Origin of the sequence: Bradyrhizobium sp. JYMT SZCCT0180, from assembly GCF_018130165.1 — a bacterium.
GTDB lineage: Bacteria > Pseudomonadota > Alphaproteobacteria > Rhizobiales > Xanthobacteraceae > Bradyrhizobium.
Genome location: NZ_JAFCLZ010000024.1, coordinates 57077 through 73899, shown reverse-complemented (window position 1 = coordinate 73899; position 16823 = coordinate 57077). Strand labels below are relative to the sequence as shown.

The following is a 16823-nucleotide window of genomic DNA, read 5'->3' as shown; positions in this document are numbered from 1 at the left end:
CGAAAGCAACGTCTTGGTAACGATATTCCCTCAGAAAGACTTCATCTGCAAAGGGTAAGACTACGCACCCGAACAGGACGGCGTACACCCGAAATGCAGCTCGCAAACCAGAACGGAGAGTCCGATCAGAAGATGTCGCCGTATCTTCGCGCGGCGCTGATCGATTCGCTGTTCGAAACCCGCGCTCCGCTGCTCACGGGTCTTTTCTTCGGCGCCGTTGCGGCGGCCGTGACCGCGCTGAAGACGGGAGAACCGCTCATCTGGGCGTGTGTCGCGCTTCTCGTCTTCGCCGCCGCCCTCCGGGCGTTCGACTTGCGGCGGTACGATACACGCAAAGCGACGCTGACCGCCGATGAAGCTGCGCGGTGGAAGAGCCGGCATCAGATCGGGGCGATCATCCAGGCCGCCGCGGTCGGCATCTGGTGCTGCACCACCCTGCTGGTCTCCGACGACGCCGTCGCCCATATGATTTGTCTGTCCACAACCACCGGATTCGTGGCGGGCGGTGCGGGCAGGGCCTATGGACGGCAATGGATATTCCAGCTGCAGGCTTACCTTTGCTTCGGTTCAACCGTCATCGCGCTGGCATTGCGTGGCACGCCCTATTACATGGCCATGTCGGTGCTGTGCGCGGCATTCCTCGTGGCGGTCATACAAATTTCGGCCAATCTGCACAGAATATTCATGCAGGCGCTGATGGCGCGCGAGCGCGAGGCGGCGCTGGCCGGCCAGTTCGATACCGCGTTGAACAACATGCCGCACGGGCTGTGCATGTTCGGCGCTGACGGCCGCCTTGCGGTCATGAACCACCGCTTCAGCGAGATGATGAGCCTGCCTGACGATTCGGTGCAGGGTGCCGCCAGTGCGTCCGACATTATTGCAGCCTGCGTCGCCTCCGGTTCGATTTCGAATGCGAGCGGCAGCATGATCCTGTCGGAAATCGAGAGCTCGCAGGCGCGGGACATGATCACGACCGATCCCGACTTTACGCGCAACCGGTCCCTGTCATGGACGTTCCAGCCGATGGCGGGCGGAGGCGCGGTGGTATTGCTCGAAGACATCACCGAGCGGCGCGACGCGGAAGCCAAGATCAGCCATCTCGCGCGTTACGACGAACTCACCGAGCTTCCCAACCGGGTCAATTTCCGCGACGAAATTGGGCGCCTGCTGGCCATTCAGCAAGGCGCCGACAGGTTGTCGGCGCTGCTGTTCGTCGACCTCGATCAATTCAAGCAGGTCAACGACACGCTGGGTCATCCCTGCGGCGATCAGTTGTTGTGCGCGGTTGCCGGCCGGCTGCGCGAGATGTTGCGTCCCGAGGACTTCGTGGCGCGGTTTGGCGGCGACGAATTCGTGGTGTTCCAGCAGGACATTCATTCCCACGAGGACGCAGCAGGTCTCGCCCGGCGCATCGTCGACCGGCTGAGCGAGCGCTACAAGATCGACAATCATCTGGTCGAGATCGGCGCCAGCGTCGGCATCGCCATGACCTCTCCCGGGGTCAGCGCGGATACGCTGCTGAAGAATGCCGACATGGCGCTGTACCGCGCCAAGGCCGATGGCCGCGGCACCTTCTGCTTCTTCCGCGACGAGATGGCCCAAACCGTCGAAGCGCGCCGCATCCTTGAACTCGACCTGCGCAAGGCGCTGGCGAACGAGGAGTTCGAGCTGTTCTATCAGCCGCTGGTCAATATCAAGTCCGGCAAGATCGCGACCTGCGAGGCGCTGCTGCGCTGGAATCATCCGGTCCGCGGCACGGTATCGCCGATCGATATCATTCCGGTCGCCGAGGATATGGGCCTGATCGTCGATCTCGGCCGCTGGATTTTGCGCAAGGCCTGCATGGAGTGCATGAAGTGGCCCGAGGCCGTCAGCGTCGCCGTCAACTTCTCGCCGCAGCAATTCCATCAGCGCGACGTGCTGAGCGAAGTCCGCTACGCGCTCGAGGTCTCCGGCCTGCCGGCGCACCGGCTCGAAATCGAGATCACCGAATCCTCGTTGTTGCGCAACACGCAGCTGACTCATGATGTGCTGTCGCAACTGCATTCGCTCGGCGTGCGGATCTCGCTGGACGATTTCGGCACCGGCTATTCGAGCCTGAGCTATCTGCACAACTTCCCACTGCAGAAAGTGAAGATCGACCGTTCCTTCCTCGAAGGCATCGATACTGATCGTCCGCTGACATTGCTGCGGGGCGTGGCGCGGCTCTCGGCCGATCTCGGCATGTCGGTCGTGGTCGAGGGCATCGAGACCAACGAACAACTCGAATTGATCAGCACCGATGGCACGGTGACCGAGGCGCAAGGCTATCTGTTCAGCCGGCCGGTCCCGTCGGTTCGGGTTCGCCAGTTGCTGAATGCTTCCCACGGCCGCCGTTCGCCGGACGAACCGCTGGTCGTGGTGCCGTCGCGCTCGATTGCCTGATACAACTTCCCGTAATTGCTCCGTAATTTTACGGGCGCGAAGGCCGCAAAGGTTAACCCTAACGTGTCGATAGCTTTGCAATTTTGTTAAGGAGCTGTTAAGTTTTTCGTACTCGCTGAGGTTGTTTGGAAGTGATGGAGTACGAGATGAAATCCGGAGCCGAACCGCGCGCTTCGTTTGCTGTGCGGGGAGGCGCGCTGTTTGACCGCGTCGATTACCGGCCCATCGAAACGCCTGAGGCGAAAGATCAGCTCTATTTGATGCGCTACAGGGCCTATACGCACGGCAATTTAATTCCGCCGTCAGGAACCGAGCGCTACAGTGATCGCTACGACGATGCGCCCAATGCCTGGACGTTCGGAATCTATGTCGACGGTGAACTTTACAGCTCGATCCGTCTCCACGTCCTGACGTCCGACCAGCGGATGTCCTGCACCACCGATTTGTTCGGCGATGTTCTTCACCCGCGCCTCGACCGCGGCGAAGTTTTCATCGATCCGGCTCGTTTCGTTGCAGATCCGGATAAAGCCCAGCGTTTCCCGGAGCTTCCTTATTTGACAGTGCGGCTGGCCTATCTGGCATGCGAGTATTTCAACGCCGATACCGGGCTCGCGCTCGTTCGCCCCGCGCACCAGTCGTTTTATCGCCGGGTCTTTCTTAACGAGACCATCGCCGACCCGCGCCAGTTTCCGAACGCATTGGCCAAGGTGGCATTGATGGCGTCCGACTTCCGCGCCGTGCGGGAACACGTCATGACCCGGTTTCCCATCATGCGTTCAAGCGCATTCGAGCGGCGGATGCTGTTCCAGCGTGCGCCTCACGCCTTCCAGGAAGCCGAAATATCGACCTTCGAGCGAGCCTCGATCGTTCCCAGTTCCTGAAGCGGCCGGGCCGGAATCAGCAGGAATTTGCTGTCCGGCGGCAGAAGGGCTGCCCAATCGGTGCACAACCGCATTGTGCCGGGCGCCCAAAACGATGATTCCGGCCTCAGCCCGCTTGCCTTCACCGTCGCGCCACATTTACAAACCATTAACCATCGTGGGCGCTTTTCACGGTTTGTCGGCATTTGATCGGGTCTGGCAAGGTTCCATCAAGGTTGACGGAACGTTCGCTTAACCATCGCCCTGTAGACCGGATAACAGTCGGAAAACGTGAGCGTGGAGGCTCCGGAATGAAACATCAGATGCGCATCCTCCAGGGATTGAAACTGGCCGCGGTACTCGCGGTGGCCCTGTCGATGGGCGCTTGCGCCAACAAGAACGTCGGCGCCGAGGGGGCGATGGCGAGTGCGGCGACCCCGGGCAGCCAGCAGGACTTCGTGGTCAATGTCGGCGACCGCGTGTTCTTCGAGAGCGACCAGACCGAGCTCAGCCCGCAGGCGATCGCGACCCTGGAAAAGCAGGCGCAGTGGTTGCAGACCTACAACCGCTATTCCTTCACCATCGAAGGTCATGCGGACGAGCGCGGCACCCGCGAATACAACATCGCGCTCGGTGCACGGCGCGCCCAGTCGGTACGGAGCTATCTCGCCTCGCGTGGCGTCGATCCGAACCGCATGCGCACGATCTCCTACGGCAAGGAGCGCCCGGTCGCCGTGTGTAACGACATCTCCTGCTGGTCGCAGAACCGCCGCGCGGTCACGGTGCTGAACGCCGGCGCCTGAGACTTCGCGTCTTCCCGGAATTTCGAAACCGGCGCCTTCTGGCGCCGGTTTTATTTTGTGCGGGGCGGCATCGGTTAGATGAACGGCCCGCCGACCAAGCCGCTTGCTTGTTTTGAAGCTGATACTAAACCATACCGAAATCCGGGTTCCGGATTCGGAAACGCCAGTCACAATTCTGGCGTACTCCCTCTCTCAATGTGTTCGGCTTTCGATGTCACGCCGAATTTTCGTCGTCAGGGCAAAATGTCATTCAGGTTTCTCAATGCGATCAGCGCCGCGGCGATTGCCGCGATGCTCTCCTTGTCTTCGCAGGCCTCTTTCGCACAGATATCGTTCCCGTGGTCCTCTTCTCCGCAAGGCTCCCCGCCGGTCCAGGCGCAATCCGACGACGCCGATGCGGATATGCGGATCCAGCGGCTCGAGAACCAGCTGCGGCAGCTCACCGGCCAGAACGAGGAACTGCAATATCGCAACCGCCAGCTCGAGGAGCGCCTGCGGCAGCTCGGTGGTGGTGCGGCCGTAGCCCCTGCCGGTCAGCCCCCGGCGGCCCAGCCCAGCGTGGCCGCGGTGCCGCCCCCGGTCCAGGCCTATCCGCCGGCGCGGCAACCCCAGGTGCAGCAGGGCTATCCGCAAGGGCAGCAGAATTATCCGCAGGGGCAGCAGGGTCAGGGACAGCAAGGTTATCCGCAGGCGCAGCCGACCTATGAGCAGCCGCAGATCGCGGCGCCGCCGCCGATCATGCAGGAGCAGGCCGCAGCGCCGGCGACCGGCCGTCGCCGCGGCGACGCCTTCGATCCCAGTCAGAATCCAAACGCTCCCGGCGCACCGCGCGCGCTCGGTGGCGGTCAGATGCCAATGCCCAACGAGGCCCCGGTCGGCGCTCCCGGCGGCCGCGGACGGGGCGAGCCGCTCGATCTCGCGACGACCAGCCCGCGCGATCCCGGCGGCGCGCCGCCGCCCGTGCGTGCGCCCGGCGCCAGCGCCGCGCTGACGACGCTGCCGCCTTCGGCCACGCCGAAGGACGAGTTCGATCTCGGCATCGGATACATGCAGCGCAAGGATTATGCGCTCGCCGAAGAGACCATGAAGAACTTCGCGCAAAAATATCCGAGCGATCCCCTGATCGCGGATTCGCAATACTGGCTCGGCGAAAGCTACTTCCAGCGCCAGCAATACCGCGACGCCGCCGAGGCCTTTCTCGGCGTGACCACCAAGTTCGACACGTCCGCAAAGGCGCCGGACTCGCTGCTGCGGCTCGGCCAGTCGCTGGCGGCGCTGAAGGAGAAGGAAGCGGCCTGCGCCGCGCTCGGCGAAGTGACACGGAAATATCCGCGCGCCTCGGCCGGCGTGAAGGCCGCCGTCGACCGCGAGCAGAAGCGGGTGAAGTGCTGAGCTTTCGCTCGTTCGGCCTGACCCGCATCGAATGCGGGACAGCCCTCGCTTGAAAACGCTATGGTCGGCCCATGGCAGAGGACGACCATTCCGCGATCACGGCGAACCAGGCGAAACTTCTGTTCGCGGACTGGAAGGCTGCGCCCGCGATCGTGCTCGCCGTTTCCGGCGGACCTGATTCCATCGCCCTGATGTGGCTCGCGGCGCGCTGGCGCCGTGCCCTGAAGCGCGGGCCGCGATTGATCGCGGTGACCGTCGATCATGGCTTGCGGCATGAAGCCGCGCGTGAGGCGCGTGACGTCAAAAAGCTCGCCAGGCATCTCGATCTGCCCCACCGCACGCTGCGCTGGCATGGCGCCAAGCCGAACACGGGCGTGCCGGCTGCGGCGCGGGCGGCGCGCTATCGCCTGCTGGCGCAGGCAGCACGCGCTGATGGTGCGACCCATATCCTCACCGCGCACACCCGCGATGACCAGGCCGAGACATTGTTGATGCGGATGCTGCGCGGCAGCGGCATCGCCGGGCTGGCGGCGATGGCGCGCCAGAGCGAACGCGATGGCGTATGGCTGGCGCGGCCGTTGCTGGATGTCCCGAAATCGCAACTGATCGCGACATTGAACAAGGCCAGGATCGCCTTCGCCGATGATCCGACCAATCGCGACGTCAATTACACGCGGCCTCGCTTACGCGCGCTGATGCCGGCGCTGGCGGAAGAGGGCGGCGATGCCAGAAACCTGGCGCGGCTGGCGTCGCGGCTGGCGCGGGCCAATGCCGCGCTGGAAGTGCTGGTCGATGGCGCCGAGCGCTATCTGGCGCTGAGGGATCGCCATGACGCCGCGCGCTTTGGCTTCGATGCGTCAGCCTTTGCCGGTCTGCCGGAGGAAATCCGGCTTCGGCTGCTGATGCGGGCCATCGACCGCGTCGGTCACGAGGGGCCTGCGGAACTCGGCAAGGTCGAGGTCCTGCTGGCGGTGCTGGATCGGGCGGTATCGGAAGGCCAGCCGAGACTGAAACAGACCCTCGCGGGCGCCGCAATCAGCCTGATTGGAGGTCGAATTCACGTCGAGCCGGCTCCCCCGCGTCGTCGCAGGCCGGGATGAGAGCAAGCCCAAACCTCGATATCCCGTCATAAACCGGCGCGGAGTCTTAACCACCCCCGAAAAACGCTGATTTTTACGCCATTATTTGACCGGGAATCCCGTTAAGATGCGCTAAATAGTCCTGCGTGGTTCCCTTGGCATCGACCCGGGCGCCACCTAGATTGTATGCAGTGCTCCGGGGATTCTCGCCTGACTGCTCTAGGACGACCCAAGGTTTACTGCCAAGGACATAAGGCCGCGATCCGCGCGGCCACGAAGGAAGATCGATGAACGCCAATCTGCGCAATTTCGCCCTCTGGGTAATCATTGTTTTGTTGCTGTTGGCACTCTTCACGCTTTTCCAGAATCCGGGTCAGCGCGCGTCCTCGCAGGACATCACGTTCTCGCAGTTCGTGAGCGAGGTCGAAAAGAACACCGTCCGCGACGTCGTGATCCAGGGGCCGGAAATCCACGGCACCTTCACCAACGGCTCCAGCTTCCAGACCTACTCGCCGAACGATCCGTCGCTGGTCAAGCGCCTGGTCGATGCCAAGGTGAACGTCAGCGCGAAGCCGCCCGGCGACAACGTGCCGTGGTTCGTGTCGCTGCTGGTTTCCTGGCTGCCCTTCATCGCGCTGATCGGCGTGTGGATCTTCCTGTCGCGCCAGATGCAGGGCGGCGCCGGCAAGGCGATGGGCTTCGGCAAGTCGCGCGCCAAAATGCTGACCGAGGCGCATGGCCGCGTCACCTTCGAGGACGTCGCTGGTGTCGACGAAGCCAAGCAGGATTTGCAGGAGATCGTCGAATTCCTGCGCGACCCCGGCAAGTTCCAGCGCCTCGGCGGACGGATTCCGCGCGGCGTGCTGCTGGTCGGCCCTCCCGGCACCGGCAAGACGCTGATCGCGCGTGCGGTCGCGGGCGAAGCCAACGTGCCGTTCTTCACCATCTCGGGCTCCGACTTCGTTGAAATGTTCGTCGGCGTCGGCGCCAGCCGCGTCCGCGACATGTTCGAACAGGCCAAGAAGAACGCGCCCTGCATCATCTTCATCGACGAAATCGACGCGGTCGGCCGCCATCGTGGCGCCGGTCTCGGCGGCGGTAATGACGAGCGCGAACAGACCCTCAACCAGTTGCTGGTCGAGATGGACGGCTTCGAGGCCAATGAAGGCGTGATCCTGATCGCGGCGACCAACCGTCCCGACGTGCTCGATCCCGCGCTGCTGCGCCCGGGCCGTTTCGACCGCCAGGTCGTGGTGCCGAACCCGGATGTCGTCGGCCGCGAGCAGATCCTCAAGGTCCACGTCCGCAAGGTGCCGCTGGCGCCGGATATCAACCTCAAGACCATCGCGCGCGGTACGCCGGGCTTCTCCGGCGCCGACCTGATGAACCTCGTCAACGAGGCCGCCCTGACCGCCGCGCGCCGCAACAAGCGCATGGTGACCCAGGCCGAGTTCGAAGAGGCCAAGGACAAGGTGATGATGGGCGCCGAGCGCAAATCGCTCGTCATGACCGAGGAAGAGAAACTGCTGACGGCCTATCACGAAGGCGGTCACGCCATCGTCGGCCTCAACGTCGTTGCCACCGATCCGATCCACAAGGCCACGATCATTCCGCGCGGCCGTGCGCTCGGCATGGTGATGCAGCTGCCCGAGCGCGACAAGCTGTCGATGTCGCTCGAGCAGATGACGTCGCGGCTCGCGATCATGATGGGCGGCCGGGTTGCCGAGGAGCTGATCTTCGGCCGCGAGAAGGTCACCTCGGGTGCGTCATCCGACATCGAGCAGGCCACGCGCCTGGCCCGCATGATGGTGACGCGCTGGGGCCTGTCCGAGGCGCTCGGCACCGTGTCCTACGGCGAAAACCAGGACGAGGTCTTCCTGGGGATGTCGGTGTCGCGCACCCAGAACGCGTCGGAAGCCACGGTTCAGAAGATCGACACCGAGATCCGGCGTTTTGTCGAAGACGGCTACAACGAAGCGACGCGCATTCTCACCGAAAAGCGCGCCGACCTCGAAGCGCTTGCCAAGGGTCTGCTCGAGTTCGAGACGCTGTCCGGCGACGAGATCATCGACCTGCTCAATGGCAAGAAGCCGAACCGCGAGTCGGTGCTTGAGCCGACCACGCCGCGGGCCTCCGCTGTGCCGCCCGCCGGCAAGTCGCGCCCGCGCCCCGATCCGGATCCCGGCCTGGAGCCGCAACCGCAGGCCTAAGTAGGTTTGCACCTGGAATAGAAAACGCGGCGGTGACGCCGCGTTTTTTTATGGCGATGCCCTGGCCCGGATCATGCGCCTTGACGGCAAGACCGGATGGGGAGGCGCAGGCTGTCGCCCGGATGCAGGGAAGCGAAATCCGGGGTATGCCGCTGCGTCACGTGCTTCCCGGATTCCGCGGCGCTCCATCCGGGCTATTTCCCGGCTCCCCGCACGCCCGTAACAATTTTCGCAGCGCATGGATCGGCGGAAACACTTCCCTGTTCCAGTCGGCGCCTTGCGCGTCATGGGCGGCCTGTTCCATCTCGACGATCTCGCAATCCTCCGCAAAGACCCGGTTGGTGAACCAGGCCAGCACCGGCCAGCCGAGATCGAGGATGCCGGGAATTCTGGGTTTGCGCACCGACAGCACCACGAAGGTCCGGTTACGGCGCTGCGCGGCATCGATGGGCGTGTAGCCGAGCCATACGCTGAGAACCGGCGCGTCGCCCTTCGTCCACATCTGCAGGGTCTGGTAGGGATATTCGGTGCGCACCGTCATCAGGTCGCGCGCCGTGCCGGCGCGGCCGCGCAGGCGGCCGACGATGACGGCCTCGCCAAGGGGTGGCTTCTCGCCAGGCCGGGCAAAGCTGTAATCGACCTCCATCCAGCGTTCGCCGGCGCGGCTGCCGAGATAGCGCGGCACGACTTTTCCGGTGGTGCGCCGGTGCAGGAACTGATGGTTCATGTCCATCAGGTTCTCATGCATGAAAGTGTAGTGGCAGGCGACGAGCTTGCCGAACCGCCGGGTCTTGTAGGCGGTATCAGCGGCTGCGCCGATCTGCGGCAAGGGGGCGGCGGCAGGCCCGGTGCCGGGCCATACGAAGATCAACCCGTCGCGTTCGAAGCAGGGATAACGGCGGACGCCGTTCGGCCGCTTGCCCTTGCCGAGATAGGGGACGTCGACGCAGTCGCCCGACGCGTCGTAGCGCCAGCCGTGATAGACGCAGCGCAGGGTGCAGCCATCGACCGTTCCCTTCGACAGCGGCACCTGGCGGTGCGCGCAGCGGTCCTCAAGCGCGAAGATCGCGCCCTCCTTCGGGCGCACCAGCACGATCGGTTCGCCCGCGAACCGTGCCGCGAAAGTCTGGCCGGACTTCACCTCGTGCGACCACGCGAGCGGGTACCAGTGATCCGGATGCGCCCCGACCTTGCGAAGGTCGACGGAAGCTTCCGACCAGGCATTATCCGGCCTCACCGTCATCGCGTGTTACGCCTTTGCCGGCGGTCCGAGATGCAGCGCCATGATCTCTTCCGGCGTCTCGGTGACCTCGATGCGCTGGCCGTCGCCGCCGACGAAGGCGAGCACGGTGCGCTCGCCGTCGCGCCACATGCTGCCGACCAGCGCGATGTTGATGTGGGTGGCCTGCCCGGTTTCAAATCTCGTGCATTCGATCCAGAATCGCATCCTCGACCTCACTGAAAAGCGGAGCGCGCGGCAAGTCCGCGCGCTCCGTATCTCGTTAAGATGCAGTCCTCATTTCGCGCGCCGCGGCAACCATGTTGACCAGAGCCGGCCGCACTTCTTCCCATTTCCGGGTCTTCAATCCGCAATCCGGATTGATCCAGAGCTGCGCGTCCGTCAGTCGCTTGCGCGCCAGCGAGAGCAATTCCGCCATCTCGCTGACTTCCGGAACGCGAGGCGAGTGGATGTCATAGACGCCGGGGCCGATCTCGTTGGGATACTTGTAGGTCTTGAAGGCGTCGAGCAATTCCATCTTGGAGCGCGACGTTTCGATCGAAATCACGTCCGCATCCATGGCGCCGATCGCGTCGATGATGTCGTTGAACTCCGAGTAGCACATGTGAGTGTGGATCTGGGTCCCGTCGGCAACGCCAGTCGAGCAGATGCGGAAGCTTTCCACGGCCCAGTCGAGGTAAGTGTTCCATTGCGACTTCCTCAACGGCAAACCCTCACGCAAGGCCGCCTCGTCGATCTGGATCATTTTCGCCCCGGCCTTTTCGAGGTCGGTGACTTCGTCCCTGATCGCGAGTGCGATCTGCCGGCAGGTCTGGCTGCGCGGGATGTCGTTGCGCACAAACGACCAGTTCAGGATGGTCACCGGTCCGGTGAGCATCGCCTTCATCGGCTTTTTGGTCAGGGACTGCGCGTAGCGCCACCACTCGACTGTCATGGGCTCGGGACGGGACACGTCACCAAACAGGATCGGCGGGCGGACGTAACGCGAACCGTAGGACTGCACCCAGCCATGCTTGGTAAAGGTGAAGCCTGACAATTGCTCGCCGAAATACTGCACCATGTCGTTACGTTCGAACTCGCCATGCACGAGGACATCCAGTCCGATCTCTTCCTGCCAGCGAACGGCGCGCGCCGTTTCCTCCTTCAGGAACTGCTCGTATTGCGCGTCGCTCATCGCCCCCTTGCCGTGCGCCGCCCGCGCATTGCGAACCTCGGCTGTTTGGGGAAAGGAGCCGATCGTGGTGGTGGGAAATGACGGCAATCCGAACCGCGATCGCTGTACGGAGGCCCGTTCGGCGAAAACGTTGTTACGTTGCCGCATCTTTTCGTCGATCGCGGCCATGCGCTTGGCAACGCTCGCATTGTGAATCTTCGGCGATGTCTCGCGGGCGACGGCTGCCGCTTCCGACGCGGCCAGCGCGTCGGCGACCTTGTCGCGGTTGCCGGCGAGCGCCTGGCCGAGCACGGCAAGTTCCCTGATCTTCTGCACCGAGAACGCAAGCCAGCTTTTCACGTCGGCATCGAAATCGGTTTCCAGTTCGAGGTCAATCGGGACGTGGAGCAGCGAGCATGACGGCGCGATCTGGACCCGGCCGGGTCCAAGCTCGGCGATCGTCGGTTTGAGCCGTTCAAGCGTGGCGGATAGATTCGCCCGCCAGATGTTGCGTCCATCGATGGCGCCGAGCGAGATGATCAGATTTTTCGGGGCGCCGGCGATGACATTCTTCAACTGGTCCGGGGCGCGAACGAGATCGAGATGGAGCCCGGCAACGGGGAGGGCCAACGCGGTCGCCAGGTTGTCGCCGATCTCGCCGAAATACGTCGTCAGCATGATCTTGAGCGAGGGGACTGCCTTTGCAAACGTCGAATAGGCGCGCTGCAGCGCCTGCCGGGCGGTATCGTTCAGATCGAGCACCAGGCAGGGTTCATCGAGCTGCACCCATTCGGCGCCTCGCTTCGCCAGCTCCTGCAGGACTTCGACATAAACCGGAAGCAACGCATCGAGCAGCGACATCGGATCAAGCGTCGGGTCCGAGCTCTTGCCGAGCTTGAGGAAGGTGACCGGACCGACCAGAACCGGTCGTGTGTGATAGCCGAGGCTCCTGGCTTCCTCGTACTCCTCGATCGGTTTGCGCGTGGAAAGCTTGAAGGTCTGTCCCTTTTTGAACTCCGGCACCATATAGTGGTAGTTGGTGTCGAACCATTTGGTCATTTCCTGCGCCGGCGCGCCATGCGACGATCCGTGTTCGCGATGGGCATGTCCGCAACTTGCGTCCTGGCCGCCGCCCTGTGCGCCGCGTGCCATCGCGAAATAGGTGGCAAGCGAGACCTCGCCGCCTTTCCAGCCGTACACTTCCGGTATGGCGCCGACCATCACGCTGGTGTCGAGAACCTGATCGTACATTGAGAAGTCGTTGGACGGGATGATCGTGACGCCGAGCAATTTCTGACGCGCCCAGTTTGCGGCGCGAAGCCCGAGCGCCGTCTCACGCAGCGCCTGCTCGCTGGACTTGCCGGACCAGAAACTCTCCAACGCCATTTTGAGCTCGCGGCGCGGGCCGATGCGCGGCGTGCCGAGCGAGGCGACAGGGAGTGAGGAGGTAGAATTTGTAGAAGCAGTCGCATTGGAAGCAATCATTGGCTTAACCCCAAAAGTTGGGGGCAAAGGCCGAAGTGACACGTCTGGATTCCAGGCGTCAGGAGGCGCACGGAATCGCAACCGCACCACCGGGACACCCCGCCCGAGGACGTTTATGTTGTCGAGGCAGGTCTCCTGGCTCGCGGGTCAATGCTACTGTCCGGTCTTCCCAAAGCCTTCGCAGGCCTCAGTGACTTTGTTGAACAGCGGCTCGCCGCTTACAGTTGCGGGGGCAGCTCCGGCTTCACACCGGCTTCCCTCTTAGCTTCGGGAAAACCATCCCGAAGAACCACGACGGCTCCGGTTTATCGACAAGTGTGCATGGCAGTCAACGCATCATTTTCGCGTTGCGGCATCCCCTCGGGGAGGATGGTTCGGACGATGGAGCGATCGAGCGCTTCGTACTCGTGCAGCTTGATCGTGTCATAAAGCTCAGCGCGGGTCTGCATCTGCTCGATCATGTTGTGCGCTCCGCCGTCGCGCGCGATCGCGGCATAGAGCTGTTCCTGCGCCTTGTTGGCGACGCGCAGCGATGACACCGGCCAGATCACCATCGCATAACCCATCTGCTCGAATTCGAGCGCGGTAAAAAATGGCGTCTTGCCGAACTCGGTCATGTTCGCAAGCAGCGGCACGCCGGGCATTCGCCTGGCGAAAGCGCGAAACATCTCGGCGGTGTTGAGCGCTTCGGGGAATATCGCGTCGGCTCCGGCCTCCATGTACAATTTCGCGCGAGCAACTGCGCCGTCCAGGCCCTCGCTCGAAGCCGCGTCCGTGCGCGCGATCACGACGAGGTCGCGGCGCGCTTTTGCAGCAGCCGCCACCTTGGCGGCCATGTCATGAGCATCGGCCAGCTTCTTGTCGTTGAGATGGCCGCATTTCTTGGGCAGCAATTGATCCTCGATATGAACAGCACCGGCGCCGGCCTCCTCGAACGCGCGGACCATGTGCATGACGTTGAGCGCTTCGCCATAACCGGTATCGCCATCGACCAGCAACGGAAGTCCTGCGGCGCGGGCAACCTGGCGGATGAAGAAGGCGACTTCATCGACGGTGATGATGCCGAGGTCCGGCAGTCCCATCGAAGCCGTCATCGCAGCACCTGACAGATAAAGGGCTTCAAAGCCTGCGGCCTTGGCCTGGAGCGCCGACACGCCGTTATGCGTGCCCGGCAGGCGAAGGATGCCCGGGCGCTGCAGCAGTGCACGAAAGCGGCGACCCGCAGCCTCGCGAGGAAGTTCAGACGCGACGAGATAGGGCATGCCAGCCTCCTTATGCCGCGCGCACGGATGAAGGTGGCAGGTCGCGCGCCTCCAGCGAAACGAAGGCGCGATTTTCCGGGCCTACATAGTTGGCCGTGGGACGAATGATCTTGTTGTCGATTCGCTGCTCGATGACATGCGCCGCCCAGCCGGAGGTGCGCGAAATGACGAACAGCGGCGTGAACATCGCCGTCGGAACCCCCATGGCATGGTACGAAACCGCGCTGAACCAGTCGAGGTTGGCGAACATCCGCTTGGTCTCCGACATCACGGCCTCGATGCGGTCGGCGATCTCATACATGCGCATGCTGCCACCCTCGGCGCTGAGCTGACGGGCGACCTGCTTGATCACCTTGTTGCGGGGATCGGCGATCGTATAGACGGGATGACCGAAACCGATCACGACTTCCCTGGCCGCGATCCGGCGGCGGATGTCGGCCTCGGCCGCATCGGGATCAGCGTAGCGTTTCTGTACCTCGAACGCGACTTCATTGGCGCCGCCATGTTTCGGCCCGCGCAGCGCGCCGATGGCGCCTGTTATCGCCGAATAGATGTCGGCGCCGGTGCCGGCGATCGAGCGCGCGGTGAAGGTCGAGGCGTTGAATTCGTGCTCGGCATAGAGATTGAGCGAGGTGTGCATCGCGCGCTCGTGCGAGGCGGACGGCGGCTTGCCGTGCAGCAGATGCAGGAAATGCGCACCGATCGAAGTGTCGTCGGTTTCGACCTCGATGCGGCGGCCGTGATGGGCGTAATGGTGCCAATAGAGCAGCATCGATCCGAGCGAGGCCATCAGGCGGTCGGCGATGTCGCGGGCGCCGGGCGGATTGTGGTCATGGCTTTCGGGCAGCACGCAGCCGAGCGCGGAGACGCCGGAGCGCATCACGTCCATCGGATGCGCCGCCGCCGGCAATTGTTCCAGCGTGTTCAATACTGCGCGCGGCAGGCCGCGCAGCGATTTCAGCTTTGCCTTGTAATTGGCAAGCTCGCTGCGGGTCGGCAGGCTGCCATGCACCAATAGATGCGCGATCTCCTCGAATTCGCAGACACCGGCGACATCGAGAATGTCGTAGCCGCGGTAATGCAGGTCGTTGCCGCTGCGGCCGACGCTGCACAGCGCGGTGTTGCCGGCGACGACGCCGGAGAGCGCGACGGATTTCTTGGGCGCAGGTTTTACGTCGGTCATCGCGTCCTCCTCATGATGCAGCCGCGCGTCGCGCGGAAGTCTGCGTATCAGGCTGCCAATCGAAGATGCCGCGCTGGGGAGCTGCTCCCAGCCGCGAGGATTCGACCACAAAGCTAAGCTCAGACAACTCACCGGCCCGCAGCGTCGGCAGCCGTTCGACGGCGGCGATGAAGCGGTCCTGTTCGGCTGCGGCAATCACGCCTTCCGCCAGCGTCCTGAACTTCCGGACGTAGTCCGGCCGCTTGAAGGGCCGGGCCCCGAGCGGATGGGCGTCGGCGACCGCGATCTCGTCGCTGATAACAGAGCCGCCCTTCAGCGTGACGACGACACGGCCGCCAAAGGCTTTTTGCCTGGGATCGTGGCTGTGATAGCGCCGGGTCCATTCGGGGTCCTCGACGGTCGAGATCTTGTGCCAGAGCGCGACCGTCTCCGGGCGGCCGGCACGTTCGGGCGCGTAGGATTTCTCGTGGTGCCAGCCGCCGTCTTCGAGCGCGACGGCGAAGATGTACATGATGGAATGATCAAGGGTCTCACGGCTCGCCTTCGGATCCATCTTCTGCGGATCGTTGGCGCCGGTGCCGATCACGTAGTGGGTGTGATGGCTGGTGTGGATGACGATGCTTTCGATTCCGGCAAGGTTGCCGATGTCAGGCTTCATCCGGCGCGCGAGGTCGATCAGCGCCTGGCTCTGATATTCCGCCGAATGTTCCTTGGTGTAGGTATCGAGGATGGCGCGCTTGAGTTCGCCCTTCTGCGGCAGCGGCACGGTGTATTCCGCCTTGGGCCCGCCGAGCAGCCAGGCGATAAAGCCGTCTTCGCCCTCATAGGCCGGCGACGGCGCGCCTTCGCCGCGCATCACGCGGTCGACCGCTTCGATCGCCATCTTGCCCGCGAAGGCCGGCGCATAGGCCTTCCAGCTCGAAATCTCGCCCTTGCGCGATTGCCGCGTGGTGGTGGTGACGTGAAGCGCCTGCTGCACCGCCTGATATATCGTCTCGGTGGAAAGCCCGAGCAGGGCGCCGATGCCGGCCGCAGCCGAGGGGCCGAGATGGGCGATATGATCGATCTTGTGCTCGTGCAGGCAGATGCCTTTCACCAGATCGACCTGGATCTCATAGGCCGCCGCCAGTCCGCGCACGAGATCTTCGCCGGACGAGCCGCAATGCTGCGCCACCGCCAGCACCGGCGGAATGTTGTCGCCGGGGTGCGAATAGTCCGCCGCCAGAAACGTGTCGTGGAAATCGAGTTCGCGCACGGCGACGCCGTTGGCCCATGCCGCCCATTCCGGCGAATAACGCTGGCTGGCCGGCAGTCCGAAGATCGTCGCGCCCCCTTGCTTTGGATGCGCCACTGCCTGCGCCCGCGCGGTGACCACCGGGCGCCGCGCGATCGAGGCCGCCGCGACCGCGGCATTGTCGATGATGCGGTTGCCGATCATCTCGGCCACCTCGTCCTCGATGCGGACCGGGTCCGCGGCGACGGAAGCGATCTTCCAGGCCAGTTGATCGGCGCGCTCGAGACGTTCGGCGGATTTGTAGGTGCGGACTTTGTGGTGCTTCACGGAACGGGTTCCTCTGGGACTTGCGGGCAAACCAAGGACGTGGGCGGCTCCACGGCTTGAATTTCCGTCAGAAGTTCGCAATATCCACAAACGAGAGTGCTTAGAAATGGCTGAAAAAGTGTAGTTCTGCGAAGGTTTTTCGCGCATTTGCAAAGTTTGCAAAGTCCAAGA

General features: G+C 63.5%; 12 protein-coding genes and 1 riboswitch. Of the genes, 6 read left to right on the top strand and 6 right to left on the bottom strand.

Features of this window, described 5'->3' with window-relative positions:
* Positions 1-93 precede the first annotated feature (93 nt).
* From JQ641_RS30045 to ftsH, 6 genes are all read left to right on the top strand, one after another.
* Entirely contained in the window at positions 94-2424 is a 2331-nt protein-coding gene (locus JQ641_RS30045) for a putative bifunctional diguanylate cyclase/phosphodiesterase (protein ID WP_211999469.1), read from the top strand.
* A gap of 146 nt (positions 2425-2570) precedes the next feature.
* Positions 2571-3305: an N-acyl amino acid synthase FeeM domain-containing protein gene (locus tag JQ641_RS30040; protein ID WP_211999468.1), complete on the top strand. Its 735-nt coding sequence runs from the start codon at positions 2571-2573 to the stop codon at positions 3303-3305.
* Between the two features lie 290 nt (positions 3306-3595).
* A complete protein-coding gene (pal, locus tag JQ641_RS30035) occupies positions 3596-4087 on the top strand; it encodes a peptidoglycan-associated lipoprotein Pal (protein ID WP_192736825.1) in 492 nt (163 codons plus the stop codon).
* A gap of 243 nt (positions 4088-4330) precedes the next feature.
* Positions 4331-5479, top strand: a complete 1149-nt coding sequence (gene ybgF, locus JQ641_RS30030; RefSeq protein ID WP_249150838.1) for a tol-pal system protein YbgF — start codon at positions 4331-4333, stop codon at positions 5477-5479.
* 71 nt (positions 5480-5550) lie between these two features.
* A complete protein-coding gene (gene tilS, locus JQ641_RS30025; protein WP_211999467.1) occupies positions 5551-6579 on the top strand; it encodes a tRNA lysidine(34) synthetase TilS in 1029 nt (342 codons plus the stop codon).
* 266 nt (positions 6580-6845) lie between these two features.
* Positions 6846-8768: an ATP-dependent zinc metalloprotease FtsH gene (gene ftsH / locus JQ641_RS30020; protein WP_192736823.1), complete on the top strand. Its 1923-nt coding sequence runs from the start codon at positions 6846-6848 to the stop codon at positions 8766-8768.
* A gap of 157 nt (positions 8769-8925) precedes the next feature.
* Here ftsH and JQ641_RS30015 read toward each other — a convergent pair whose 3' ends face one another.
* The 6 genes from JQ641_RS30015 to JQ641_RS29990 all read right to left on the bottom strand — a co-directional run bounded on the left by JQ641_RS30015 (position 8926) and on the right by JQ641_RS29990 (position 16652).
* Positions 8926-10011 (bottom strand): aromatic ring-hydroxylating oxygenase subunit alpha, encoded by a 1086-nt coding sequence (locus JQ641_RS30015; protein ID WP_211999466.1) that lies wholly within the window; start codon positions 10009-10011, stop codon positions 8926-8928.
* A 6-nt stretch (positions 10012-10017) separates the two neighbouring features.
* Entirely contained in the window at positions 10018-10215 is a 198-nt protein-coding gene (locus JQ641_RS30010; RefSeq protein WP_211999465.1) for a hypothetical protein, read from the bottom strand.
* Positions 10216-10270: 55 nt separating this feature from the next.
* Positions 10271-12646 carry a 5-methyltetrahydropteroyltriglutamate--homocysteine S-methyltransferase gene (gene metE / locus JQ641_RS30005; RefSeq protein WP_211999464.1) on the bottom strand — a complete coding sequence of 792 codons (2376 nt, stop codon included), beginning with the start codon at positions 12644-12646 and terminating at the stop codon, positions 10271-10273.
* Positions 12647-12754: 108 nt separating this feature from the next.
* Positions 12755-12955, bottom strand: a riboswitch (cobalamin riboswitch).
* Positions 12952-13908, bottom strand: coding sequence for a methylisocitrate lyase (gene prpB / locus JQ641_RS30000; protein ID WP_211999463.1), 957 nt, complete (start codon positions 13906-13908; stop codon positions 12952-12954). Its footprint overlaps the riboswitch before it by 4 nt.
* Positions 13909-13918: 10 nt before the next feature.
* On the bottom strand, positions 13919-15091 hold the full coding sequence (gene prpC / locus JQ641_RS29995) for a bifunctional 2-methylcitrate synthase/citrate synthase (RefSeq protein ID WP_211999462.1): 1173 nt from the start codon (positions 15089-15091) through the stop codon (positions 13919-13921).
* A gap of 10 nt (positions 15092-15101) precedes the next feature.
* Entirely contained in the window at positions 15102-16652 is a 1551-nt protein-coding gene (locus JQ641_RS29990; protein WP_211999461.1) for an MmgE/PrpD family protein, read from the bottom strand.
* Between the last annotated feature and the right edge of the window lie 171 nt (positions 16653-16823).